Here is a 25,052-nt window from a genome sequence, read left to right as displayed (position 1 = left end):
GTAACATCGACTGGTGAGCGAACTGCCCTGGCGCGATGCACCGCGGACTTCGGTCTGGGCGCGCATCGACGCCGCGCTCTCAAGCCCCGGTCACCGAGGCCTGGCGCTGGTCGGCGCGGCCGGGGTCGGTAAGACCGCGCTGGCCCGCCGGCTGGCCGAACGGCACAGCACCGGGGACCGCCGGTCGGTGTTGCGCTGGATCGGCGCCACCGCGTCGGCCGCCGACATCCCGTTCCGCGCGCTGAGCCATCTGCTCGAGCTGGCGCCGGTCGCCGAATCGGCCACCCTGCTGCGGGCCGCACGAATGTCGCTGTGCCAGGACGTCGACGAGCGCCGGATGCTGGTCGTCGTCGACGATGCCCAGCACCTCGACGAACTGTCCGCGACGCTGCTGCACCAACTGATGATTCACTCGCAGGTCAGGCTGGTCCTGACCATGCGCGACGACATCGAGGCGCCGGCGGCCATCACCGCACTGTGGAAGGACCAGCTGGTCACCCGCCTCGATATCGAAGCACTGTCTCGGGAAGAGACCGTCGAGCTGATCGAATCGGTCCTCGGTGGACCTCTGGTCAGCAGCACCGCCGACCGGCTGTTCGAGATCAGTGGCGGCAACCCGCTTTTCGCGCGGCACCTGGTCGAGGAGGCAGTGCGGACCGGGGCGTTGCGCAGCGCTCAGGGCGTGTGGCAGCTGCACGGCACGGCGACACTGTCGGTGCCGTTGGCCACCCTGATCGGGCGGCAACTGGACCTGCTGCCGCCCGACGCACGCCGGGTGCTGCAGTATCTGGCCATCGATGAGCCGCTGGCGCTGCGCGATTTGGCCGAACTGGTGGGCGCGGACGCCGTCGAACAGGCCGAGTCGGCCGGTGCGGTGACCATCTCGGTGCGCGGCCCAGACACCGTGGTGCTTTCGGGCCATCCGCTCTACGCCGAATGCGTGCGCAGCGAGCTGGGGGTGCTATCCCGTCGTCGGATCAGCGCCGAATTCGTCGCCCAAATCGCCGCCCGCGATCCCGATCACGTCAGCGACCGGCTGCGGCTGGCGCAGCTGTCCCTGGAGACCGACACCCCCCTGGGATCCGCCGAGCTGCTGGTTGCGGCCTGGGAGGCCATGCGGCTCGGCGACCTCCAGCTGACCGAGACGCTGGCCAGGGGAGCGCTGGATGGCAAGGAGAGCCTCTACGCACGGCTTCCGCTTGCACATTCACTGGCCTGGCAGGGCCGCGGGGCGGAGGCCGACGAGGTGCTGGACGCCATCGAGATCGACACCCTGTCCGAGACTGATCTGGTGGCCTGGGTCCTGCCCAAGGCCGCCAACCAGTTCTGGATGCGCGGCGAGTCCGAGCGGGCCAGGGAGTTGCTGGCACAGATCCGCACCCGGGTCGTCAATCCGAGCAGCCGCGACGTGCTCGACGCGCTGGCGGCGACGTTCGCGCTCAATGCCGGTGAGATCGTCGATGCGCGGCGCGACGCCGAACGGGTGCTGGCCTCGGACACCGCCGACGATCTGGCCGTCGCCTGGGCGGCGGCCACCGCGGCGCTGGCCAACGCCCGGATGGGATGCTGCGAACCGGTCCCCGCGCTGGCCGAACGAGGATTGGCGATGCTACCGCCCGGCCTGTTGCGGTTCACCATCGGACTCGGCCAGACCACCGCGGCGCTGGCCAACGGTGACGTCGACGGGGCCGAGGCGTTTGCCCGTCAATGCCTGGACTTTGCCGGCATCCGGCAGCCGGGCCGAGCCATCGCCGACATTCTGCTGGCCACCGTGCTGGCCGCCCGCGGTGCCCTGACCGAGGCCTCGGCGCTGCTGGTGCCCAGCGCCGTGGCATTGGCCGGCACCGGGTACTCCTGGGGTCCGCTGGCACTGATGGTGCAGGCTCGGTTGCTGGGCCAGCGCGGGGATCACGCGCAGGCCGCCGAGGTGCTGGCCCGGGCGGAGGCCGGCTACGGGATGCGCTCGGCCATGTACGCACCGGAGTTGGAACTCGCCCGGGCCTGGACACACGCGGCGCGCCGTGACCTGCCGGCCGCCGTTGCCGCCGCCCGCCGCGCGGTCGAGGTCGCCGAACGCGCCGGGCAGTACGGCGTTGCCCCGCTTGCGGTGCTCGATTCGGTGCGGCTCGGCGACCGCGGCGTGGTCCCCGCCGCCGAACGGGTCGCGGCGCGGCTGGGCACGGCAATGTCGGCGCTGATCGCCCGATACGCGCGGGCGCTGGGCGACGGCGATCCCGTTGCGCTGGAGGAGGTGGCCTCGGAGTTCGCCACGGCCGGCCGACTGGCCGCCGCCGCCGACGCCGCCGCGCAGGCCGCGGTACGCCACGGCGCCGCCGGCGCCGGTGCGGCGCAATTACGGGCGCGGGGGTGCGCGGCCAAGTGGGCGGCCGCGTGCGACTCCCCGGCCACCCCCGCCCTCGAACAGGCATTGGCGCCGCTGCCGCTGACGGAACGGGAACGCAACATCGCCGTGCTGGTGGCCGACGGCCTGAGCAATAAGGTGATCGCCGAGCAGCTGTGCGTATCGGTGCGCACGGTGGAGGGCCACGTCTACCGGGCATGCACCAAACTCGGGGTCGCGGACCGGATGGGACTGGCCGAGGCGGTCAGCGGTTCAGCTGCTCGATGATGTAGTCGAAGATGTCCCGGGCGGCGTAGCGGGCGAAGAAGACGTCCAGGTGCCCGTAGCCGTCGAATTCCTTGATCGACTGCGGCCCGCCCGGCCGGTGTTTCTCCAGGTATTCCAGTGTCCGGTACTGACTTTCGGGCAGGAAACATCGGTTCTGCGAACCGGTGAGCAGCGCGATGCGCGCCTCGGATTTCGGCCGGTGATTCAGCAGATCCGTTGGCAGGCATGAGAACTGGCCGGTGGGCAGCAACTGCCCGGCATGTACGGAACGCGCCATCTGGCCGAAGAAACTCAGTGGCACCGCGCCGAACTCGGCCCGCAGCCAGTCGTGGGTTCTCTCCGAGAGGTTCTCGTGTGACCACAGGGCAGGGCGCCCCGAACCGTAGGTGAAGCTGATCATCCGGCAGGAACTGTTGGCGCACTCGCGGTGCGTGGCGTGCACCATCGCCACCAGTGCCCGGGCCGCCGGATTGGGCGGGGGATGGCCGGGTTCGCCCCACCGGGTGTCGACGTAGGGGAGCAGCGGTGCGATCAGCGGTACCAGCCGGCGTAACTTGAACGCGGAGAAGGCCGGCACCACCGGGTGCAACGACATCGAGTTGGCGACGATGTTGTCCACCTCGGGCAGCAGCCCGGCCGCCACCGCCAGCATGAAGCTGCTCGATCCCTGACAGTGCACCACCGCCTTGACCCGCTCGGCGCCGGTGAGGTCGCAGATGGTGCGCACCGCCTGCGGATGGTCGTAGGCGGCGGCCTGATCCAGGTTCCACCGGTTGCGAGGCACGTCGATACTGGCCCGCCAGTTCTCCAGCCACACCTCCCACCCGTCGGCGAGCAGGGCGTCGACGACGGTGACCGCCTCGGGCGGGCGGAACAGCTCGGCGCGCACCCCGGCGCCGGGCGCCAGCAGCACCGGACCCTTCCACGGGGCGACGGACCCGCGGATCCGCTTGAGGTTCAACTTCATTCCGTCCCCGGCGGTGAACGGGACGGTTTCCACCACGACGTCGGCCGGGCTCACACCGAGTACCTCCGGAACGGGCCGCGGTAGGCGCGCAGCAACCCCTGGCCGAAGAACACCCCGAAGCGGGCCAGCCCCTCGGGGGTGCCGCGGAAGGTGGCCAGCTGGCGGGCGAACATCGGCGCGGTCAGCCGCAGGATGCCGCGGGCGTGCTCGTCGGGCTCGCCGGGTTCGACGAGCGGTGTGGTTCCGCGAGGAAGAGGCCCGGCGATGTCAGAACCGTCGGGCTCACCGGGGTCGGTCGGCCAGTCCGCCGACCCGTGGCACAGCCGCGTGTAACAGGTGGTGGTGTCCGGCCACATGTCCGGGCCGTGGTCGTCGCCGACGTCTTTGTAGCCCAGCAGGGTCATCGGCTGGCCGTCCCAGGCGCGAAACGGCAGCCGGTAGCGCATGCTGTAGCGCCCCCGCTGGGCCGGCGCGAACAGTTCGAACTGGCCGTCGGTGGACAGGGCGGCGGGGCCGAACTCCTTGCAGGTGATGGTGCCGACGGCCCGCATCCGGTGGTTGTGGTCGGCGATCATGGCGGCGACGTCATCGGTACCGATGGTGAGCCGGAATCCCAGCCGGATGCCTTCGGCGCGGCCCAGGATCTCACCGGTGTCATATCCGGGGGCCCCGGGCGCGTAGAAGCCGCGCATCTCCTCGGTGAAGTCGACCCTCATGCCACACCCACCTGCGGCCAGGACTGTGGATCGGTGTTCTCGTTGTCGCGCATGTCCAGCGCGACGCGGCGGGCGAACGCGGCGATGGTCAGTGACGGGTTCGCGCCGACCGGACCGGGGAAGACCGACCCGTCGCAGATCCGCATCCCGGGTACGCCGCGGACCCGGCCCATACCGTCGACCACCCCGAGGCTGTGGTCGGTGTCGGCCGGGCAGCCACCCAACGGGTGCACCGAGATCACCCGCCGGAACCGGTAGGTGGGGTTGAGCGTCAGCCGGCCGCCCAATTGGGCGGCGAGGTTGCGCATCCGGTCGACGAGCACGTCGAAGTATTCGGCCGACGACGCCGTGCTCCAGGTGTTGTCCATGACCTTCGGGTGCTTCGTCTGCAAGAACAGGGTGCCGTCGGCGACGTCCATTCCCATGCCGAGCACCGGCAGGCCGTGCGAGGTGATGGTCGGGCGGCCCAGCAGCTCGCTGAGCTCGGCCGACAGCGAGGTGTCGGTGCGCCCCAACTTGCGTCCGACTGCCTCGCCGATGATCACCTTCGCCATCTTCGGCAGTCGCCGCAGAGATGCCGCGGTGTCGGTGAGCCAGGCCGCGAACTCCGGATAGCCGGCGTCCTGGATGTACATCCCCAGGTCGGTGGCCAGGCGGGTATCGGTCTGGTCGGGAAACTCCAGGTAGGAGGTGATCACCGGGCCGCGCCAGCCCGCCAGCGACTCCGCCGCGCCGAGGATGAAACCCAGCAGGTCCCCGTTGCCGCAGAACCGGGAGCCCAGCGCGGGGTTGTGCAGGCCGAGGTGCTCGCGGTTGCGCAGCATCAGGTAGCCGCTGCCGAGTGTTCCGGCAGCCAGCACCACCCGGTCCGCGATGATCGTCCGGCGCCGCGGTATGACGGTGCGCCCCGGCGGGGCCGGCGGGTAGACCTTGACCGCGACCTCGAACCCGCCGGCGGGCCCCCGGGTGATGCGGGTGACCTTGGTGCGGGTGTGCAGGGTGGCATGGTGCGCCTTGGCCAGCGACAGGTAGGTGTGGTCCATGCTGTTCTTGGCGCCGTCGTTGCACCCGACGTCGCACTCGCCGCACAGCCGGCAGGTGCGCCGCGCGGCGCCGAACAGGTTGGGATATCCGGGATCCGGGACGCCGCCGCCGATCACCGCGTGCCCGGCCTCGTTGCGGAACTGTACGGCCAGCGGCGCCAGCGCTGCGTTGCCGGTGCCGGCGAAGGCGAGCGTCTTGGGCAGCCGATAGGCGGGATCGAGCGGGTCGTCGGTGGCCTCGGTGGGCAATTTCTGCACGCGCAGGAAGTCCTCGACGGCGTCGTAGTGCGGTTCGAGTGCGGCGCGGTCGAAACTCCACTGTTCCTCGACGCCGGGCCGGTAGGGGTGTGGTTGACGGAACCAGGTCGCCGGCTTGCGTAGCATCACGTTGGCGTAGATCAACGACCCGCCGCCGAGGCCGCTGGCCACCACGGTTTCCAGCCCGCGGAAGGTCCACACGTCGAACATGCCGAACAGGCCGCGGTGCGGATCCCAGAAGTTTGTGGCGTACTCCGCGGGGCCCCGGGGAAAACTGCCCGGCGGGTATTCGTTGCCGCGTTCGACGACACACACCTGCGTCCCCGCGGTCGCGAGTTCGGCGGCGACGACGGATCCACCGAAGCCGGAGCCGATGACCAGCACCTCGGTGCGGTCGGGTAATTCCGTCGCCTCGGTACTCAACCCAACCCCCTCCGGCCCCACAACCATCGTCGCCGGATAGTTAACCGCGATCGGGGGCCGAAACGGGGGAACTTAGGCGGGACAGCGCACCACGTCTGGAGGTCCGCCGCAAATACCAACGTGGACCGGGCGACCCCTCAAGGTCCCGCCCGGTCCACGTTCGGGCACACCGGTCAGCGGACGGACGTTGACCCACGCCCCCCGGCTGTGCGGCCCGGCCGTCCTGCTCCCCCTGAACGAACTGCCCGCTGTGCCTCGCATCACACATTACTGCGATGGGCCTTCACGGCACATGCGTAGTCACTACCTGTTTTGTATGACTACCCGGTCGGCCCGACGGCGCCCGACCCGACCGCCTCGGCCAGCGATGCGAAGCCACCGGCGTGCAGGCGTGCGGCGATGCCGTCGTGAATGTGCTTTGCCCACAACCCGCCGCCGTAGATGAATCCGGTGTAGCCCTGCAACAGGGCGGCGCCCGCGGTGATGCGGGTCCAGGCGTCCTCCGCCGTCTCGATGCCACCCACGCTGATCAGCACCAAGCGCTCGCCCACCCGAGCCCGCAGGCGGCGCAGGATCGCCAGCGACCGGGCGGCGACCGGCGGCCCGGAGATGCCACCGGATCCCAGCTGCTCGACGCCCGCGGTCGCCAGATGTGCCCGCGATATCGTGGTGTTGGTCGCGACGATCCCGGCCAGACCCAGCTCGAGCGCCAGGTCGGCGACCGCGTCGACGTCCTCATCGGACAGGTCCGGCGCGATCTTGACCAGCACCGGGGTGGTCGGCGTCTCCTGGAGCACCCCGGCCAGGATCGGGCGCAACGCCTCGACCGCCTGCAGGTCCCGCAGGCCGGGGGTGTTCGGCGAACTGACGTTGACCACCAGATAGTCCGCGAGCCGGCCGAGCAGCCGGGCGCTGGCCCGGTAGTCCTCGACCGCGCCCTCGGGCGGGGTCAGCTTGGTCTTGCCGATGTTCACCCCGATCGGTACATCGGAATGTTCCCGCGCCAGCCGCAGCGCCAGTTCCCCGGCTCCGTGGTTGTTGAAGCCCATCCGGTTGAGCAGCGCACGGTCGGCCGGCAGCCGGAACAGCCGGGGCGAGGGGTTGCCGGGCTGGGCCGCCGCGGTGACGGTGCCGACCTCGGCGTAGCCGAAGCCGAGCGCCCCCCAGGTGTTCAGTCCCTGCCCGTCCTTGTCGAATCCGGCGGCCAGCCCCAGCGGTCCGGGAAACCGGACACCGAAGACGGTGCTGGCCAGGATCGGGTCGGCCGGGGCCAGGCGTCGGCGCAGCGCGACGCGCGCCGGTGCGGTGGCCGTCGCCGCGCGCAGGCCGGCGAAGACGACGGTGTGGATGCGTTCCGGTGGCACCCGGAACATGGCGGCGCGCAGCAGGTCATACATGCGTTCTAGGGTCCCATCACCGTGTCGGCCAGCGGATTCAACCGGATCTTCTTGCGGCGCAGCAGAACCCGGCGGCTACCGTCGCTGTAGAGCCGGACCTTCGTCAGTTCCCAGCCGCGATAGGCCGCCTCGATGGACAGTCGGGTGGAGGCGGTCAGCCGGGTGACGTCCGGCGGCAGCCGCAACGGGATCCACTCGTACTCGTCGGACAGATCGGCTTCCCAGGCGGCCGGCATCCGCCCGCGCGACGCGCGGCTCACGGGCGACTCGCGTGCGCGATCATCTGGACACCGGCGCCCGTCGTCGACACCACGTAGAGGGTGTCGGTCGCCGCGTCGTGGGCCAGCAGGTCCGGTTGGGACACCGTCGGGTACTGCACGCGCTGCACCGGGATGCCGGTGGATAGGTCGTACCCGGTCACCTTGTTGTCGACCGTGGTGGACACCCAGGCCAGCGCGGTCGACCCGGCGAGACCGAACGGGGAGGAGGGCACCGGGTAGCGCTGACGCATGATCAGCGGGTCGGTGCCGAACACCAGGAGTTCCCCGCCCCGGGTGTCGGTGACCAGCACCCGGCCCGCGCTGTCGGCGACCATGGTGGTCGCGCCCTCGCCGGCCCGCAGCGCCTCACCGGGGCTGCCGTCGGTGTTGACCGCCGTGACCGAGGTCTGCCCTCGATCCAGCACCACCCCGATGTCGCCCTGGGTGACGATGGCGTCCACCCGGGCGAAGATCCGCTCGGAGTGGGCGACCTGGGCGGGCCCGGCCAACAGCAGCAGGGTGCCGTCGACGGTGCCGAGCAGCAACCGGCCGTCGGCGCGCCGGGCGATCGCGGTGAAATCGGTGTTCGCCTGGCCGTCGATGTCGATGCGGGTCACCGTGCCGGCCCGCAGGTCGACCGTGAGATAACCGCCGCGGGTGGTCAGCAGCACCGTGCCCGGTTGCGCGGCCGCGAGTGCGGTCGTCGGCGCGGTCTTGGGCAGCGGAATCACCCGGGTGCCCGAGGTGGATCCGAGAACCTGCAGGGAGGGGGTGTCGCCGCCGACCAGCACGACCAACGACGCGGTGTCCGGGTCGACCAGCGCAGCCTGCGGGATGCCCGCCAGCGGACGGACCGTGCCGGCCGGCGTGACGGTCGTCGCGGGGGAGACCGCGGGCCGGGCCGTCTCGATGGTCGGCGGCGCCCCGCCCAGGTGCTTGTCGGGCATCCATGAGCAACCGGCCAGCAGCATCAGCACACACGCCCCGGCCAGGGCGCGCCGGGCGGCGGTGGGGCAGGCGTAGCGGGGCACGGTGTTCTCTTCGGCTGGGCGACGGGTCCGGTCGAGTGTATTCGGGCGGTTCGTGAAGGACCTTCGCCGGAGGTTGTCGGGGCATGCAGCTAAGTGGTCTGTCGGCGTCCGTCGGCTCCTCGACAGACCACTTACGGACAGCCACGATTCCCCATCACGGGCAAATTCCCAGGTCAGCTGCCTGCCGAGCCCGCCTGGGTGTACGTAACTGGTCGATCAACGCCCATTTCCCCGCCGAAGGACCACTTGGGTTACACATCCCGCGCCTCGGCCGAGGAGCCGAACCGGAGCCCCATGTTTTCCAACCAGACGCTGGCGGTGTGGTTCTACCTCTTCCTGGCGATTCCGGCACTGTTCACCGGGTGGATGATCGCCACGACACCACGTAGACCGGCGGGGTGCGCAACACCGTTGTGATCAGTATTTGGCGGTACGGTCGTCGGCGTGGATACCGCCGTGTCGGCCATGTCGTGGCTTCAGGTCGTGGTGCTCTCCGTCGTACAGGGCCTGACCGAGTTCCTTCCGGTGTCCTCGTCGGGGCACTTGGCGATCACCTCGCGGCTGTTCTTCTCCGACGACGCCGGGGCGTCGTTTACCGCGGTGTCCCAGCTGGGCACCGAGATTGCCGTGCTGGCCTACTTCGCCCGCGACATCGTCCGGATCGTGCGGGCCTGGTTCGACGGCCTGCTGATCAAAACCCACCGCGACAACGTCGACTACCGGATGGGCTGGCTGGTCATCATCGGCAGCATCCCGATCGTGGTGATCGGCGTGGTCTTCCAGCACTTCATCCGTGGCGACGTGCGCAACCTATGGGTAATCGCGACAGCGATGGTGGCGTTCTCCTTCGTGATCGCCGCGGCGGAATACTTCGGCCGCCAGACCCGCCACGCCGAGGACCTCACCGTGCGCGACGGGGTGGCCGTCGGCTTCGCCCAGTGCCTGGCACTGATCCCCGGGGTATCCCGGTCCGGGTCGACGATCAGCGCCGGGCTGTTCCTGGGCATGGACCGGGCGCTGGCCGCCCGGTTCGGCTTCCTGCTCGGCATCCCCGCAGTCTTCGCCTCCGGCCTGCACGAACTGCCCAACGCCTGGAAACCGGTCACCGAAGGGATGAGCGCCACCGGCCCGCAGCTGCTGGTCTCGGTGATCATCACCTTCGTCGTCGGATACGCTGCGATCTCCTGGCTGCTGCGGTTCGTCAGCAACCACAGCATGTACTGGTTCGTCGGCTACCGGATCCTGCTGGGCACCGTGGTGATGGCCCTGTTGGGCACCGGCGTGCTGGCGGCGTCGTGAGGCGCCCCCGATGACCGTCATCCTGTTGCGGCACGGCCGATCCACCGCCAACACCGCCCACACCCTGGCCGGACGCAGCCCCGGCGTCGACCTCGACGACACCGGCCGCGAGCAGGCGGCCGGCGTCGTCGACCGGCTCGCCGGGCTGCGGATTGCGGCGCTGGTCCGTTCCCCGTTGCTGCGCTGCGAACGCACGCTGGAACCGCTGGCCGCCGCCCTGGGGCTGGAGCAGGTCATCGACGAACGCCTGGTCGAGGTCGACTACGGCAGCTGGACCGGCCGCACCTTCACCGACCTGGCCGGCGAACCCCTGTGGAAGGTCGTGCAGCAGCAACCCAGCGCGGCGGTGTTCCCCGACGGCGAGGGACTGGCCGAGGTGCAGACCCGAGCGGTCGCGGCGATCCGGGAGCACGACCGGCGTCTGGCCGAGGGCGCCGGCGGCGACGTGCTCTGGCTGGCGTGCACGCACGGTGACGTCATCAAGTCGGTGCTCGCCGACGCGCTCGGCCTGCACCTGGACGGATTCCAGCGCATCGTGGCCGACCCGGCGTCGATGAGCGTCATCCGCTACACGCCGGTGCGACCGTTCGTCGTGCACATCAATCACACCGGGTCGGCGCTGGCCGCCGCCCTGTCGGCGTCCGTCGAGACGCCGACCGGCGACGCACCGGTCGGCGGTTCCACCGCCTGACTACTGGGTTCCGGACCGCTGAGGAGTTGACGCGAACTGGCAGCAGATCGAACCGTTCCTGGTGGCGGTCGCGGTCGCGGTCATCGTGACCACCCTGCTGTGGTCCAAGACTCGCATCCACCGGTTCGTCCGGCGGATCCTCACCGAAGTCGAGGTGGAGGACGCCATCAAGTTCTTCGTCGTGGCGTTCGTCGTCCTGCCGCTGCTGCCGGACCGGGACCTCGGGCCCTACGGCCAGCTCAACCCGGAGAAGCTGTGGTTGCTGGTGGTGCTGTTCACCGGCATCGGCTGGGTCGGTTACATCGGCGTGCGGGCGCTGGGCCCCGAGCGCGGCCTGCTGGTCACCGGCCTGGCCGGCGGGTTCGTGCCGGCGGGTTCGTGTCGGCGACGGCGACGGCGACGACGGCGTCGATGGGTGCCATCGACACGGGCACCGCGCTGGTCGCGATCGCCGCCGCGCTGGGGTCGAACCTGCTGGTCAAGACGGTTCTCGCGGTCACCGCCGGTGGCCGTCGCTTCGGCCTCGGATTCGCCGCCGGGATGGCGGTGCCCGCGGTGGTGTTCGGCGGTGTTTTGGCGTCGACCGTGGCCGGATTGTGAACCGCTGCCGCACGTCGGCGAATCGGTACGGCGATCACCCGGTATTTTGGACAGCAAATGGCCCGCGCAATCCACATCTTCCGCACCCCCGATCGTTTCGTTGCCGGAACCATCGGCGAGCCGGGCAACCGCACCTTCTATCTGCAGGCCGTCCACGAATCCCGGGTGGTCTCGGTGCTGCTGGAAAAGCAGCAGGTCGCGGTGTTGGCCGAGCGGATCGGCGCGCTGCTGGTCGAGGTGCACCGCCGGTTCGGGGCCCCGTTGCCGCCGGAAACCGACGCGGTCGACGACCTCTCGCCGCTGCAGACGCCGGTCGACGTGGAGTTCCGGGTGGGCACCATGGGCCTGGGCTGGGATGCCGAGGCCAACTCGGTGGTGGTGGAACTGCTCGCGGTGACCGACAACGAATTCGACGCGTCGGTGGTGCTGGAGGACACCGAGGATGGTCCTGACGCCGTCCGGGTGTTCCTGTCCCCGGAATCGGCGCGGCAGTTCGCCAGCCGGTCGACCCGGGTGATCTCGGCTGGCCGCGCGCCGTGCCCGCTGTGCGACGAGCCGCTGGATCCGGCTGGACATGTCTGCGTGCGCACCAACGGGTACCGGCGCGAGGCGTTCGGGGCCGCCGATGACACCGCCGACTGAGGAGACCTTGCGCCACGGCGCGTTGCAGGTGCTGGGCCGTATCCGTTCGGCGAGCAATGCCACCTTCCTGTGCGAGGCCCAACTCCCCGACGGTTCAGCGAGGCACTGTGTGTACAAGCCGATCCGCGGCGAGCGGCCGCTGTGGGATTTTCCCGACGGCACGCTGGCCGGGCGGGAACTGGCCAGCTACCTCATCTCCGAACGGCTCGGCTGGAACCTGGTGCCCGACACAGTGATTCGGGACGGGCCGCACGGACCCGGCATGGTGCAGCGCTGGGTGAACCAGGCCGGCGACGGGCTGGCCGGCTCACCCGAACCGACCGCGGACCCGGGACCGGACCTGGTCGACGTGTGCCCGGTCGCCGAGGTGCCGGTCGGCTATCTGCCGGTGCTGCGGGCGCAGGACTACGACGGCAACGAGGTGGCGCTGGTCCACGCCGACGACCGGCGGTTGCACCGGCTGGCCGTATTCGACGTGCTGGTCAACAACGCCGACCGCAAGGGCGGGCACATCCTGGCCGGCTCCGACGGCCGGGTGTACGGCGTCGACCACGGCCTGTGCCTGCACGCCCAGGACAAACTGCGCACGGTGCTGTGGGGTTGGGCCGGCCTGCCGGTCGATGACGACACCCTGGCCGCGGTCGCCGAGTTCGCCGGGCTGCTCGACGGTGAACTCGGCGCGGAATTGGCCGCGCATCTGACCGACGCCGAGATCACGGCACTGGCCGGCCGGACCCGCGGGCTGCTGGAGAACCCGGTGCTACCCGGCCCCGACGAGCGGTCCCGCCCGATCCCGTGGCCGGCGTTCTAAGAAGGCGTCGGTCGCCAGGTCAGGGTGGAGCCGTCGAACTTCGTCGACAGGTGCAACTGCCCGTCGCGGAACAGATAGCCGGTCACGTGCGACAACTCCTGGCCCACCCGACCGTCCAGCGACCCGTCGCCGCAGGCCATCAACGTCTGCCGGATCGGCCCGAACGTCAGGGTCCCCGACTCGCCACCCTCGGCGGGCTCCGCGGTCCAGCTGCCGCCCCCGGTATTGCAGTCGAGTTTGATCGCCGCCTGGCCGTCGGGACCGAAGGAGACGGTGAACTTCGACGGGTCGTCGACGGTGGTGATGCCCTGGGCGTCGTCGGAGGACTGGATCTGTAACAGCTGCCAGGACGTACCGTCCAGCTTCTCGGGCGCGGCCGCGGAAGCGCTCGTTTCCGGTGCCGCGCTGCCGCTGTTGTGGCTGTTGCAGGCGGCGAGTGCCGCCACCGCCGTCAATACCGCGGCGGTGCCGGTGACTGCTGAAATCCGGCCCATCGGGCCCTCCGTTCGTCGGTGATTCCGGCTGCCCACGATACTGGCAGGGTGACCTCTGCCCCCGACGATCGCAGCGATGTCGATCTGGCCGCCGATCTGGCGGTCGACGCCGGCCGGTTGCTGCTGGCGGTCCGCGAGGAGGTCGGCCACGATTTCCCGTGGGATCTCGGCGATGCCGGTGACGCCCGCGCCAACGCCCACATCCTGGCCCGGCTGCGTGCCGAACGTCCCGATGACGCGGTGCTCTCGGAGGAGGCTCCCGACGACCTGGCGCGGCTGAGTGCCGACCGGGTGTGGATCGTCGACCCCGTCGATGGCACCCGCGAATACTCGCTGCCGGGGCGGCGGGACTGGGCCGTGCACATCGCCCTGTGGCAGCGCGTCGGCGGCCCCGACGGGACCATCACCGACGCCGCGGTCTCCCTGCCGGCCTACGACGAGGTGTACCGCAGCGACACCGTCACCGCCCCCGCCGCACCGCGCACCGGCCCGATCCGGATCACCGCCTCGGCCAACCGGCCGCCCGCGGTGCTGTACCGGATCGCCGAGCGGATGGAGGTGGAACTGGTCCGGATCGGCTCGGCCGGAGCGAAGGCGATGGCGGTGGTACGCGGCGATGTCGACGCCTACGTGCACGCCGGCGGGCAATGGGAGTGGGATTCGGCGGCCCCGGTCGGGGTGGCCCGCGCCGCCGGTCTGCACACCTGCCGCCTCGACGGCTCCCCGATGCTCTACAACCGCCCCGACCCGTACCTGCCCGATCTGCTGATCTGCCGCGCCGACTTGGGCCGGGTGCTGCTCGACGCCATCCATCGGTGAGCCGCGCCGGTGCGCACCGATAGAGTCTGGGCCATGCGGTCCTGGTCTGCCCACGACGTTCCGGTGCTGCCCGGACAGGGGCCGCAACTGCGGCTGTATGACACCTCGGATCGCCAGCTGCGACCGGTGTCGCCGGGGCGCACGGCCACCATGTACGTCTGCGGCATCACCCCGTATGACGCCACCCACCTCGGGCACGCCGCAACGTATCTGACGTTCGACCTGATCAACCGGGTGCTGCGGGACGGCGGCCACGACGTGCACTACGTGCAGAACGTCACCGACGTCGATGACCCGCTGTTCGAACGCGCGCAGCGCGACGGGATCGACTGGCGCGACCTCGGCGCCCGCGAGATCGAGCTCTTCCGCGAGGACATGACCGCTCTGCGGGTGCTGCCGCCGCGCGACTACGTGGCCGCCACCGACACCATCGGCGAGGTGGTGACGTTGGTGGAGCGGCTGCTGGCCGTCGGCGCCGCCTACCGGGTCGACGACCCCGAGTATCCCGACATCTACTACCGGGTCGGGGCCACCGACTGGTTCGGTTACGAGTCGGGGCTGGACCGTGCGCAGATGACAGAGCTGTTCGCCGAGCGGGGCGGCGACCCCGATCGGGCCGGCAAGGCCGACGAACTCGACGCGCTGCTGTGGCGGGCGGCCCGCGACGGGGAGCCCAGCTGGGATTCCCCGTTCGGTCCGGGCCGGCCCGGCTGGCACGTCGAATGCTCCGCCATCGCCCTGAACCGCCTCGGCGTCGGCTTCGACATCCAGGGCGGCGGGGTCGACCTGGTGTTCCCGCACCACGAGTTCTCCGCCGCGCACGCCGAGGCCGCCACCTCGGCGCGCCGGTTCGCCCGGCACTACGTGCACGCCGGGATGATCGGCTGGGACGGCCACAAGATGAGCAAGAGCCGCGGCAACCTGGTCCTGGTGTCGCGGCTGCGGGCGCTCGGTGTCGACCCCGGTGCGATCCGGCTGGGCCTGTTCGCCGGACACTACCGCGCCGACCGGTTCTGGACCGACGAGGTGCTGGCCGAGGCGACCGTGCGCCTGGGCCGCTGGCGTGCGGCGGCCGCGCTGCCGGCCGGTCCCGACACCACCGATCTGATCACCCGGCTGCGTGGCTATCTCGCCGACGACCTCGACACACCCAAGGCGCTGGCCGCCGTCGACGGCTGGGTCACCGACGCACTGGAATACGGCGGACACGACACCGCAGCCCCGGGGTCATTTGCCGCTGCGGTCGACGCGCTGCTCGGCGTGGCTCTCTAAGCCAGAGCTGCGGGGACTACGGTCGAAGGTATGCCGTCGAGCAAACGCGCCGATCTGGTGCTATCTGGTGGGGGAGTCAAGGGCATCGCGCTGGTCGGTGCGGCCGCCGCGTTGGCGGATGCGGGATACGAGGCGCAGCGAATTTCCGGTACCTCGGCCGGCGCCTTCGTGGGGGCGATCCTGGCGGCGGCGACGGCGGCCGGCCGGGTCAAGGTTCCCGACCTCGAACAGCTGGCCATGGACATCGACTATGCGAGCTTCCTGGACCAGGGCCCCGTCGAACGGGTACCGCTGTTGGGCCCGGCCGTCGGCGTGCTGACCGGTGACGGCATCTACCGGGGCGACGCGCTGCACAACTGGCTGGTCAAGAACCTCGCGGAGTTCGGCGTGCGGACGTTTGCAGACTTGGCCATCGACGACGACGGTCTGCCGCCCGAACAGCGCTACCGCCTGGTGGTCACCGTCGCCGACGTCAGCATCGGCCAGCTGGTCCGGCTGCCGTGGGACTACGCCCGGGTCTACGGTCTGGATCCCGACGAGCAACTGGTGGCCGACGCCGTGCGGGCTTCCACCGCCATCCCGTTCTTCTTCAAACCGGCAACTCTGGCCCGGCCCGACGGCGGGGTGTCGACGCTGGTCGACGGTGGCCTGCTGTCGAACTATCCGATCGACTCGCTGGACCGGGCCGACGAGAAACCGCCGCGCTGGCCGACGCTGGGCATCACGCTGATGCCGAGCCTGCCCGACCACAACGAGGAGGTGTTCCCGGCGTTGCGGCTGCTGCACAAGGTCCGCCCGCCGACGCTGATGGAACAGGTCGTCACCACGATTCTCGTCGGGCACGACCAGACGCTGCTCAACCAGCCGCGGGTAGCCGCCCGCACCATCCGGGTCGACACCCACCAGGTCGGGGTGCTGGAATTCGACCTGTCCCCGCATGCCAAGGCCGCCCTCTACGACGACGGCTACGCCGCGGCCCGGGAGTTCCTGTCCACCTGGAACTTCGACGACTACCGCGCCCGGTTCCGCTGAGAACTCACTTGCTGAAGCCGGGGCCCCGCCGGCGCAGGTAGCGCTCGAATTCCGCGGCCAGCGCGTCGCCGTCGATCTTGCCGACCATCTCGGTCAGGTCGACCTCGGCGTCGCCGCGTTCCTCCAGCGACGCCACGTAGTCGGCGATCTCCTCGTCCTCGGCGGTCATCTCGGTGACCATGTTCTCCCACTCCTCGGCCTGGGCCGGCAGCTCGCCGAGCGGTACCTCGATGTCGAGCACCTCCTCCACCCGGCGCAGCAGCGCCACCGTGGCCTTCGGGCTCGGCGCCGACGACACGTAGTGCGGGACTGCCGCCCAGAACGTCACCGCCGGGATACCCGCCGTCACGCAGGCGTCCTGGAACACCCCCGCAATCCCGGTCGGCCCCTCGTAGCGGGTTTCCTCCAGCCCGAAGTATTTCGCCGAATCGGGGGAGTAGGCCGCCCCGGACACCGGGACCGGGCGAGTGTGCGGGGTGTCGGCCAGCAGCGCCCCGAGGATCACCACGGTGTCGGCGTTGACGGCGTTGGTCACCTCCAGCAGCCGTGCGCAGAACGTCCGCCAGCGCATATTCGGCTCGACCCCGCGCATCAGCACGATGTCGCGCTGCGATCCGGGCGGACGGCAACAGGAGATCTGCATGGTCGGCCACAGCAGTTCCCGGGTGACGCCGTCGATCTGGCGGATCACCGGCCGGTTGACCTGGTAGTCGTAGAAATCCTCGTCGTCGATCTCGGCGATCACCCGGGCCGACCACACGTCGTGCAGATGCTCGACCGCGGCGGTCGCGGCGTCACCGGCGTCGTTCCAGCCCTCGAAGGCCACCACGACGATGCTGTCGCGCAGTTCGGGCAGCTCCTGGCCTCGGTCCTCCGACGGGGTCACCGATCAAGCCTACGGGCTGAACCGGCCCCGGTGTGCCAGGGCACGCGGCGCCGTCGGGCTGACGACGTAGACTTTCACCGTCGAGAGGCGTTGCAACGGAGCCGTGCGGTCAGCCGGCATCCGCCACGCTCGGCGGAGCAAGGACGCCTTCCGTCACGGAAGGATTGCATGTGAACGTCCCCGAGCCGATCAGCGCGGCGCCGGCCCCTTTCGTGCCGAACATCCGGCCGGATGCCACCGAGGAACTGACGGCCACGCTGCGCCGCCGGATCATGGTGATCGACGGGGCGATGGGTACGGCGATCCAGCGCGACCGCCCGGACGAGGCCGGCTACCGCGGCGAGCGGTTCGCCGACTGGCCCAGCGACCTGATCGGCAACAACGATCTGCTCACCCTGACCCAGCCGCACATCATCTCCGCGATCCACCGCGAGTACCTCGCCGCGGGTGCGGACATCCTGGAGACCAACACCTTCAACGCGAACGCGGTCTCGCTGTCGGACTACGGCATGGCGGAGCTGAGCTACGAACTCAACTACGCCGGTGCCGCGCTGGCCCGCAGAGCGTGCGACGAGTTCAGCACGCCGGAGAAGCCCCGCTATGTCGCCGGCGCGCTCGGGCCCACGACGCGGACCGCGTCGATCTCACCGGACGTCAACGACCCCGGTGCCCGCAACGTCTCCTACGACCAGCTGGTCGACGCCTATCTGGACGCCGCGGCCGGGCTGGTCGACGGCGGCGCCGACATCCTCATCGTCGAGACGATCTTCGACACCCTCAACGCCAAGGCGGCGATCTTCGGCATCGAGACGCTGTTCGAGCAGCGCGGCCGGCGCTGGCCCGTCATCATCTCCGGCACAATCACCGACGCGTCCGGGCGGACGCTGTCCGGTCAGGTCACCGAGGCGTTCTGGAACTCGATTCGGCACGCCCGTCCGATCGCCGTCGGCTTGAACTGTGCCCTGGGCGCGCCGGAGATGCGGCCCTACATCGCCGAGATGGCGCGGATTGCCGACACCTTCGTGTCCTGCTACCCGAATGCCGGGCTGCCCAACGCCTTCGGCGAGTACGACGAGTCCCCGGTGTGTCAGGCGGGCTATCTCGCCGAGTTCGCCGAGGCCGGTCTGGTCAACCTGGTCGGTGGCTGCTGCGGAACCGCACCCGAGCACATCGCCGAGATCGCCAGGGTGGTGGAGGGCAAGGCGCCGCGCGAGGTTCCCCAGGTCGAGGTGGCCACCCGCCTGTCCGGGCTGGAGCCGCTCAACATCACCGACGAGTCCCTGTTCGTGAACATCGGTGAGCGCACCAACATCACCGGCTCGGCCCGGTTCCGCAACCTGATCAAGGCCTCCGACTATGACACCGCGCTGTCGGTGGCGCTGCAGCAGGTCGAGGTCGGCGCGCAGGTCATCGACATCAACATGGACGAGGGCATGATCGACGGCGTCGCCGCGATGGACCGGTTCACCAAGCTGATCGCCGCCGAGCCGGACATCAGCCGGGTCCCGGTGATGATCGACTCCTCGAAGTGGGAGGTCATCGAGACCGGACTGAAAAACGTCCAGGGCAAGCCGATCGTCAACTCGATCTCCATGAAGGAGGGCGTGGAGAAGTTCGTGGCCGAGGCGCGACTGTGCCGCAAGTATGGCGCCGCCGTTGTCGTCATGGCGTTCGACGAGCAGGGCCAGGCCGATAATCTGGAGCGCCGCAAGGAGATCTGCGGGCGCGCCTACCGGATCCTGACCGAGGAGGTCGGCTTCCCGGCCGAGGACATCATCTTCGACCCGAACTGCTTCGCACTGGCCACCGGCATCGAGGAACACGCCACCTACGGCATCGACTTCATCGAGGGCTGCGCCTGGATCAAGGAGAACCTGCCGGGTGTGCACATCTCCGGCGGCATCTCCAACGTGTCGTTCTCCTTCCGCGGCAACAACCCGGTCCGCGAGGCGATCCACGCGGTGTTCCTGTTCCACGCCATCAAGGCCGGCCTCGACATGGGCATCGTCAACGCCGGTGCCCTGGTGCCCTACGACTCGATCGACCCCGAATTGCGGGACCGCATCGAAGACGTCGTACTGAACCGGCGCGAGGACGCGGCCGAGCGGCTGCTGGAGATCGCCGAACGGTTCAACAGCAAGGGCACCGGCGCTCCGGACGCCGACCCGGCCGCCGCGCAGTGGCGCACCCTAGGCGTCCGCGAACGCATCACCCACGCGCTGGTCAAGGGCATCGACGCGCACGTCGACGCCGACACCGAGGAACTGCGGGCCGAGATCGCCGCCGCGGGTGGGCGTCCCATCGAGGTGATCGAGGGGCCGCTGATGGACGGCATGAACGTCGTCGGCGACCTGTTCGGCGCGGGCAAGATGTTCCTGCCCCAGGTGGTGAAGTCGGCGCGGGTGATGAAGAAGGCCGTCGCCTACCTGCTGCCGTTCATCGAGGCGGAGAAGGCGAAATCGGGAGACACCTCCTCCGACGACACCAACGGCACCATCGTGATGGCGACGGTGAAGGGCGACGTCCACGACATCGGGAAGAACATCGTCGGAGTTGTATTGCAGTGCAACAACTACGAGGTGATCGACCTCGGGGTGATGGTGCCCGCCGAGAAGATCCTGGCCGCCGCAGAGGAATATGACGCCGACATCATCGGGCTGTCGGGCCTGATCACCCCGTCGCTGGATGAGATGGTCAACTTCGCCGTCGAGATGGAACGCAAGGGCCTGCAGATCCCGCTGTTGATCGGCGGTGCGACCACCTCGCGCGCCCACACCGCGGTGAAGATCGCGCCCCGCCGCAAAGGCCCCGTGGTCTGGGTCAAGGACGCGTCCCGTTCGGTGCCGGTCGCCGCGGCTCTGCTCGACGAACGTCAGCGTCCGGCGCTGCTGGAGGCCACCGCTGCCGACTACGCGGCGCTGCGGGAACGGCACGCGCAGAAGAACGAACGGCCGATGCTGACGCTGGAACAGGCCCGCGCCAACCGCGCACCCATCGACTGGGACGGCTACACCCCGCCGGTGCCCGCCCAGGGCGTCGGCGTCCGGGCGTTTCTCGACTACGACCTGGCCGAGCTCCGGGAGTACATCGACTGGCAGCCGTTCTTCAACGCCTGGGAGATGAAGGGCCGCTTCCCCGACATCCTGCACAACCCGGCCTCCGGCGAGGCGGCCCGCAAACTGTACGACGACGCCCAGGCCATGCTGGATGCGTTGATCGACCAGAAGTGGCTGCGCGCCAACGGGGTGATCGGTTTCTTCCCCGCCAACGCGGTCGGCGACGACATCGACGTCTACACCGACGAAACCCGCACCGAGGTGCTCACCACCCTGCACAACCTGCGTCAGCAGGGCGAGCACCGCGAGGGCATCCCGAACCGCTCCCTCGGCGACTACATCGCGCCCCGGGACACCGGTCTGGCCGACTACGTCGGCGCGTTCGCCGTCACCGCTGGCCTGGGCAGCACGGAGAAGATCATGGAGTTCAAGGCCGACCTCGACGACTACAGCGCGATCCTGCTGGAGTCGGTCGCCGACCGGCTGGCCGAGGCGTTCGCCGAACGGATGCACCAGCGGGTCCGCGAGGAGTTCTGGGGCTATCAGCCCGACGAGCACCTGGACAACGAGGCGCTGATCGGGGAGCGCTACGTCGGGATCCGGCCGGCGCCGGGTTATCCGGCCTGCCCCGAGCACACCGAGAAGGCGACGATCTGGACGTTGATGGACGTGCACGAGCGCACCGGCATCGAGCTGACCGACTCGATGGCCATGTGGCCCGGCGCCGCGGTGAGCGGCTGGTACTTCTCGCACCCGCAGTCGCAGTACTTCGTGGTCGGCCGGCTGGCCCAGGACCAGGTCGCCGACTACGCGAAGCGCAAGGGCTGGACCCTGGCCGAGGCCGAGCGCTGGCTGAGCCCCAACCTCGGCTACAACCCGGAGGACTGATCCCGCCGGTCAGGGGCCGACGCGGGTCAGGGTGCCCAGCACGGGTTCCTGCTGGCCGCACTGTCCGGTGACCGAGGCGGCGATGGTCTGCGCGTAGCCGCCCGACACCGAGGTCGGGACGAACATTGTCACGATCGGCGAGCAGGGACCGGGCTGGCTGGTGGTCCAGCCGACGCCGGTCCAGGTCAAGGTGTTTCCACCGACCGACGCGTCGCAGGCCGCGCACGGCGACGAGTAGTGCCCGGTCAGAGGCTGGTCCGCGGTGCGGTAGTGCGCGACGCCCGTGTAGGTGCCGCTGAATCTGCCCCCGCCGACGCTCTGCTGGTTCTGATTCTTGTTCTGATTGTCCGGCAGATTGGGGGCCTGGTTCTGGTCCTTGTTCGGATCCTGATCGTCGTTGTTCTGGTTGTCCGGATTCTGGTTTTCCTGGTTATCGGAGTTCTCGGTCCCCGGGTCCGCACCCGCCTGGAACCCGGTGGCACCCGGAGCGGCCAGCAACAGCAACGGCAGCGCCGCCACCGCGACGGTGATCCCGGCGGCCCGGCGCAGCGCGCCGGAGCGCGGCGAATTCATGGACATCGACATGGGTGTTCCTCCCCTGGGTAGCCCCCCGGCCCGAGGGGAAATGCTAGACCCGCCGGTACCGCGCCGCCCGGGGATATGGTGATTTCGGTTCCGGGGCCGGCCGGTGCGAGAATCGGCGCCATGCGCGCGGTGCTGTGGGACATGGACGGCACCCTCGTCGACACCGAGAAACTGTGGGACGTCGCGATCCGCGAGCTCTACCACCGCCACGATCGTGAATTGAGCACCGCGGTGCGCGATTCGACGGTCGGCGGGTCCAGCGAGGCGGTGATGCGCATCGTCTACGACGACCTGGGCCTGGACCCCGACCCGTCGGACATGGCGGCGACGGCGGACTGGGTGCACACCTATGTCGGGGAACTGTTCGAGACCGATCTGCCGTGGTGCCAGGGAGCGCCGGAGCTGCTGGAAGCCGTCGCGGCCAGTGGCCTGCCGACCGCTCTGGTCACCAACACCCGCCGCGACCTCGCCGAGAAGGCGCTGGAAAGTATTGGACGGGAATGGTTTTCGGTCACGGTATGCGGCGACGAGGTGCCGCGCGGCAAACCCGCACCCGATCCGTACCTGCGGGCGGCCCGGCTGCTGGAGGTCGAGCCCGCCCAGTGCCTGGCCATCGAGGACTCGGTGACCGGCGCGGCGTCGGCGTCGGCCGCCGGTGCTGTGGTTCTGGTGGTCCCCAACGCGGTGGTGGTCCCCGCCGGCCCGGGTCGCGGCTTCGTCGACTCGCTGCGTGGGCTGGGTGTGGCCGACCTGCGCCGTATCCACGCCGCACCGGAAACCGCCGTCGCGCAACGCAGCTGAACGCGCCCGCAACAATGCCCCGGGAAGTTAGGGTGAATTCCCTCATTCAGCTGGGCGAAAGGTGCCGGTGATGTCCCACGGACCCGCCAATGTCGGCGAAACGTCCTACTACGACGACGATGCCTCGCCCGGCTCGGCCCGGGTGGTGCTGATCGCCGCCGTCGCGGCCCTGGGCGGCCTGCTGTTCGGCTTCGACAGCGCCGTCGTCAACGGTGCCGTCGACGCGGTCCAGAACCGCTTCGGCATCGGGGATCTGGCCACCGGCGTCGCGGTGGCCGCGGCGCTGCTCGGTGCGGCGACCGGTGCGATGGTGGCGGGCCGGTTGGCCGACCGGATCGGCCGGCTGGCGGTGATGAAGATCGCCGCGGCGCTGTTCCTGATCAGCGCCTTCGGCACCGGGCTGGCCCTGGACATCTGGATGTTCGGGGCGTTCCGCATCGTCGGCGGCCTCGGCGTCGGCGTGGCGTCGGTGATCGCCCCGGCCTACATCGCCGAGACCTCCCCGCCGCGCATCCGCGGGCGTCTGGGCTCCCTACAGCAGCTGGCGATCGTCACCGGCATCTTCATCGCACTGGGCATCGACGCGCTGCTGGCGCACCTGGCCGGCGGCTCGGGGGAGACACTGTGGCTGGGTCTGGAGGCCTGGCGGTGGATGTTCCTGTCGATGGCGGTGCCCGCCGTCGTCTACGGCGCGCTGTCCTACACCATCCCCGAGTCGCCGCGCTATCTGGTGGCCAAGTTCCGGATCCCCGAGGCGCGCAAGGTGCTCACCATGCTGCTGGGGGAGAAGAACCTGGAGCTGACCATCACTCGGATCCAGGAATCACTGACCGCCGACAAACCACCGTCGTGGCGTGACCTGCGCAAACCCACCGGCGGTCTGTACGGCATCGTCTGGATCGGCGTGGGGCTGTCGGTGTTTCAGCAGTTCGTCGGGATCAACGTCATCTTCTACTACTCCAACGTGCTGTGGCAGGCCGTCGGGTTCGACGAGAGTTCGTCGTTCACCATCACGGTGATCACTTCGATCGTCAATATCGCCACGACCCTGATCGCCATCGCGCTGATCGACAAGATCGGCCGCAAGCCGCTGCTACTGATGGGGTCGGCGGGTATGGCCGTCTCCCTGGGCGCAATGGCCGTCATATTCGGCTTTTTCGCGACCACCGATGCCGACGGTGCGGTGAGTCTGGTGGGCGCCGCGGGTCCGATCGCGCTGGTGGCGGCGAACCTGTTCGTGATTGCCTTCGGCATGTCCTGGGGCCCGGTGGTGTGGGTGCTGCTCGGCGAGATGTTCCCCAACCGGATCCGGGCGGCGGCGCTGGGTCTGGCGGCGTCGGCGCAGTGGGTGGCCAACGCCATCATCACCACGACGTTCCCCGGCCTGCGCAGCGTGCTCGGCGGCGCCTACGGCTTCTACGCCGTCTGCGCGGCCCTGTCGTTCGTCTTCGTGTGGCGGTTCGTGCGGGAGACCAAGGGGGTCTCGCTGGAGGACATGCACGCCGAGGCGCTCGACGAGCGCGCCTGACGACATCGGGCGCGGGCGGTCGCCCACTCACCGGACCGAAAGGGATCCACAGTGCGTCGGTTGACACCCACCTTGATGTGGGCCGCCGCGGTGCTCGTCACGGCCACGCTGGCCGCCGGATGCGGACACCAGGCCCCGAAAACCGAGGCCTCCCCGTCGGAACGACTGGTGCCCGCGGGCACCACCACCGCGGCCGCCGAGGACGTCTACGGGACCATGAGCGTCGAATACGAGGACGCCACCACACCGCAGGCGCAGCGCGGCCGTCAGCTGCTGCAGGACACCCGGGTACTCGAAGGCCTGGCCGAGGCGGTGACCTCGTCGTTCCGTCTGCCCTACGACATCCCGCTGGTCGCGTCACAGTGCGACGAGGCCAATGACTACTGGGACCCCGACGACAAGAAGGTGATCATGTGTTACGAGGATGTCGACGAGAGTCTGAGGATCTTCGATGACGGTGACCACCCGGATGTCAACGCCACCGCGCGCCGCATGGTGGTCGCATCGTTCTACCACGAACTCGGGCACATGGCGGTCGACATCTACCAGCTCCCGGCCACCGGGCGTCAGGAGGACGTGGCCGATCAGTTGGCCGCATACGAACTGCTGGCACCCGACGACGACGGCACGATCGACCCGGACTACGTACAGGCGGCCAAGGACTTCGCCACCGAATGGCGCATCTACGCCAAGCGCGACGGCCAGCCGGACAAGGACGCCCTGGCCGACCCGCACACCCCCAACGAGGCCCGGATGTACAACATCCTGTGCTGGATCTACGGTTCGGACCCGGACAGCCAGGGCGCCATGATCACCGAGGAGGGGTTGCCGCAGGATCGTGCCGATCGCTGCGAGACGGAGTGGAAGACACTGTCGAATGCCTGGTCGGAGCTGTTGGCACCGCACCTGAAATAGCCCGGATCC

General features: G+C 69.7%; 22 protein-coding genes. 13 read left to right on the top strand and 9 right to left on the bottom strand.

Translation table 11 applies throughout. The annotated features are described in order from the left end of the window. The first annotated feature begins 13 nt into the window (after positions 1–13). Positions 14–2,629 (top strand): helix-turn-helix transcriptional regulator, encoded by a 2,616-nt coding sequence (locus G6N16_RS15160; RefSeq protein ID WP_234805753.1) that lies wholly within the window; start codon positions 14–16, stop codon positions 2,627–2,629. Here the strand turns inward: G6N16_RS15160 and G6N16_RS15155 are convergent. The 6 genes from G6N16_RS15155 to G6N16_RS15130 form a co-directional block, all read right to left on the bottom strand. Beyond that, positions 2,607–3,650, bottom strand: coding sequence for an alpha/beta hydrolase family protein (locus tag G6N16_RS15155; protein WP_083029723.1), 1,044 nt, complete (start codon positions 3,648–3,650; stop codon positions 2,607–2,609). The genes G6N16_RS15160 and G6N16_RS15155 overlap by 23 nt on opposite strands. Continuing rightward, positions 3,647–4,312: a hypothetical protein gene (locus G6N16_RS15150; RefSeq protein WP_083029722.1), complete on the bottom strand. Its 666-nt coding sequence runs from the start codon at positions 4,310–4,312 to the stop codon at positions 3,647–3,649. The genes G6N16_RS15155 and G6N16_RS15150 overlap by 4 nt, the downstream gene beginning before the upstream one ends. After that, the gene (locus G6N16_RS15145; protein WP_197913108.1) at positions 4,309–6,036 is read right to left on the bottom strand and encodes a GMC oxidoreductase; all 1,728 of its coding nucleotides are present in this window, start codon (positions 6,034–6,036) and stop codon (positions 4,309–4,311) included. The genes G6N16_RS15150 and G6N16_RS15145 overlap by 4 nt, the downstream gene beginning before the upstream one ends. A 320-nt stretch (positions 6,037–6,356) precedes the next feature. Then, positions 6,357–7,433, bottom strand: a complete 1,077-nt coding sequence (locus G6N16_RS15140; RefSeq protein ID WP_083029720.1) for a quinone-dependent dihydroorotate dehydrogenase — start codon at positions 7,431–7,433, stop codon at positions 6,357–6,359. A 5-nt stretch (positions 7,434–7,438) separates the two neighbouring features. Then, positions 7,439–7,669 carry a DUF5703 family protein gene (locus tag G6N16_RS15135; RefSeq protein WP_407663695.1) on the bottom strand — a complete coding sequence of 77 codons (231 nt, stop codon included), beginning with the start codon at positions 7,667–7,669 and terminating at the stop codon, positions 7,439–7,441. A gap of 20 nt (positions 7,670–7,689) precedes the next feature. Continuing rightward, positions 7,690–8,664 carry a YncE family protein gene (locus tag G6N16_RS15130; protein ID WP_083029795.1) on the bottom strand — a complete coding sequence of 325 codons (975 nt, stop codon included), beginning with the start codon at positions 8,662–8,664 and terminating at the stop codon, positions 7,690–7,692. Positions 8,665–9,189: 525 nt separating this feature from the next. Between G6N16_RS15130 and G6N16_RS15125 the strand changes: the two genes are divergently transcribed. The 5 genes from G6N16_RS15125 to G6N16_RS15105 all read left to right on the top strand — a co-directional run bounded on the left by G6N16_RS15125 (position 9,190) and on the right by G6N16_RS15105 (position 12,767). Continuing rightward, positions 9,190–10,023 carry an undecaprenyl-diphosphate phosphatase gene (locus G6N16_RS15125; protein ID WP_083029794.1) on the top strand — a complete coding sequence of 278 codons (834 nt, stop codon included), beginning with the start codon at positions 9,190–9,192 and terminating at the stop codon, positions 10,021–10,023. Positions 10,024–10,033: 10 nt separating this feature from the next. Next, on the top strand, positions 10,034–10,714 hold the full coding sequence (locus tag G6N16_RS15120; RefSeq protein ID WP_083029718.1) for a histidine phosphatase family protein: 681 nt from the start codon (positions 10,034–10,036) through the stop codon (positions 10,712–10,714). Between the two features lie 378 nt (positions 10,715–11,092). After that, entirely contained in the window at positions 11,093–11,314 is a 222-nt protein-coding gene (locus G6N16_RS22060; protein WP_322790459.1) for a hypothetical protein, read from the top strand. 57 nt (positions 11,315–11,371) lie between these two features. Continuing rightward, positions 11,372–11,956 carry an Rv2134c family protein gene (locus G6N16_RS15110; protein ID WP_083029716.1) on the top strand — a complete coding sequence of 195 codons (585 nt, stop codon included), beginning with the start codon at positions 11,372–11,374 and terminating at the stop codon, positions 11,954–11,956. Beyond that, positions 11,940–12,767 (top strand): Rv2133c family protein, encoded by an 828-nt coding sequence (locus G6N16_RS15105; protein WP_083029715.1) that lies wholly within the window; start codon positions 11,940–11,942, stop codon positions 12,765–12,767. The genes G6N16_RS15110 and G6N16_RS15105 overlap by 17 nt, the downstream gene beginning before the upstream one ends. Here the strand turns inward: G6N16_RS15105 and G6N16_RS15100 are convergent. Then, positions 12,764–13,261 (bottom strand): META domain-containing protein, encoded by a 498-nt coding sequence (locus G6N16_RS15100; protein ID WP_083029714.1) that lies wholly within the window; start codon positions 13,259–13,261, stop codon positions 12,764–12,766. The two genes, G6N16_RS15105 and G6N16_RS15100, sit on opposite strands and share 4 nt — an antisense overlap. A gap of 48 nt (positions 13,262–13,309) precedes the next feature. Here G6N16_RS15100 and G6N16_RS15095 point away from each other — a divergent pair, with 48 nt between their 5' ends. From G6N16_RS15095 to G6N16_RS15085, 3 genes are read left to right on the top strand one after another with little or no spacing between them, the layout of a single operon-like run. Then, positions 13,310–14,080 (top strand): 3'(2'),5'-bisphosphate nucleotidase CysQ, encoded by a 771-nt coding sequence (locus G6N16_RS15095; RefSeq protein ID WP_083029713.1) that lies wholly within the window; start codon positions 13,310–13,312, stop codon positions 14,078–14,080. Between the two features lie 33 nt (positions 14,081–14,113). Then, positions 14,114–15,352 carry a cysteine--1-D-myo-inosityl 2-amino-2-deoxy-alpha-D-glucopyranoside ligase gene (gene mshC, locus G6N16_RS15090; RefSeq protein WP_083029712.1) on the top strand — a complete coding sequence of 413 codons (1,239 nt, stop codon included), beginning with the start codon at positions 14,114–14,116 and terminating at the stop codon, positions 15,350–15,352. A gap of 30 nt (positions 15,353–15,382) precedes the next feature. Next, a complete protein-coding gene (locus tag G6N16_RS15085; protein WP_083029711.1) occupies positions 15,383–16,384 on the top strand; it encodes a patatin-like phospholipase family protein in 1,002 nt (333 codons plus the stop codon). Between the two features lie 4 nt (positions 16,385–16,388). On the opposite strand, the gene G6N16_RS15080 is transcribed toward G6N16_RS15085, so the two are convergent. Further along, the gene (locus tag G6N16_RS15080) at positions 16,389–17,270 is read right to left on the bottom strand and encodes a PAC2 family protein (RefSeq protein WP_083029710.1); all 882 of its coding nucleotides are present in this window, start codon (positions 17,268–17,270) and stop codon (positions 16,389–16,391) included. A 170-nt stretch (positions 17,271–17,440) separates the two neighbouring features. Between G6N16_RS15080 and metH the strand changes: the two genes are divergently transcribed. Further along, positions 17,441–21,214: a methionine synthase gene (gene metH / locus G6N16_RS15075; RefSeq protein ID WP_083029709.1), complete on the top strand. Its 3,774-nt coding sequence runs from the start codon at positions 17,441–17,443 to the stop codon at positions 21,212–21,214. A 9-nt stretch (positions 21,215–21,223) separates the two neighbouring features. On the opposite strand, the gene G6N16_RS15070 is transcribed toward metH, so the two are convergent. After that, positions 21,224–21,799, bottom strand: a complete 576-nt coding sequence (locus tag G6N16_RS15070) for a hypothetical protein (RefSeq protein WP_133052891.1) — start codon at positions 21,797–21,799, stop codon at positions 21,224–21,226. A gap of 120 nt (positions 21,800–21,919) precedes the next feature. Here G6N16_RS15070 and G6N16_RS15065 point away from each other — a divergent pair, with 120 nt between their 5' ends. The 3 genes from G6N16_RS15065 (at position 21,920) to G6N16_RS15055 (ending at position 25,043) form a co-directional block, all read left to right on the top strand. Further along, positions 21,920–22,600, top strand: a complete 681-nt coding sequence (locus tag G6N16_RS15065) for an HAD family hydrolase (RefSeq protein ID WP_083029793.1) — start codon at positions 21,920–21,922, stop codon at positions 22,598–22,600. Between the two features lie 70 nt (positions 22,601–22,670). Beyond that, positions 22,671–24,128, top strand: a complete 1,458-nt coding sequence (locus G6N16_RS15060) for a sugar porter family MFS transporter (protein ID WP_083029707.1) — start codon at positions 22,671–22,673, stop codon at positions 24,126–24,128. 75 nt (positions 24,129–24,203) lie between these two features. Continuing rightward, a complete protein-coding gene (locus tag G6N16_RS15055) occupies positions 24,204–25,043 on the top strand; it encodes a DUF4344 domain-containing metallopeptidase (protein WP_083029706.1) in 840 nt (279 codons plus the stop codon). Positions 25,044–25,052: the final 9 nt, after the last annotated feature.

The sequence above is a fragment of the Mycolicibacterium insubricum genome (genome assembly GCF_010731615.1).
In the GTDB taxonomy this organism is placed as follows: domain Bacteria; phylum Actinomycetota; class Actinomycetes; order Mycobacteriales; family Mycobacteriaceae; genus Mycobacterium; species Mycobacterium insubricum.
Note: the sequence above shows the minus strand (reverse complement) of the source record. Positions and strands in the feature narration are given on the sequence as shown.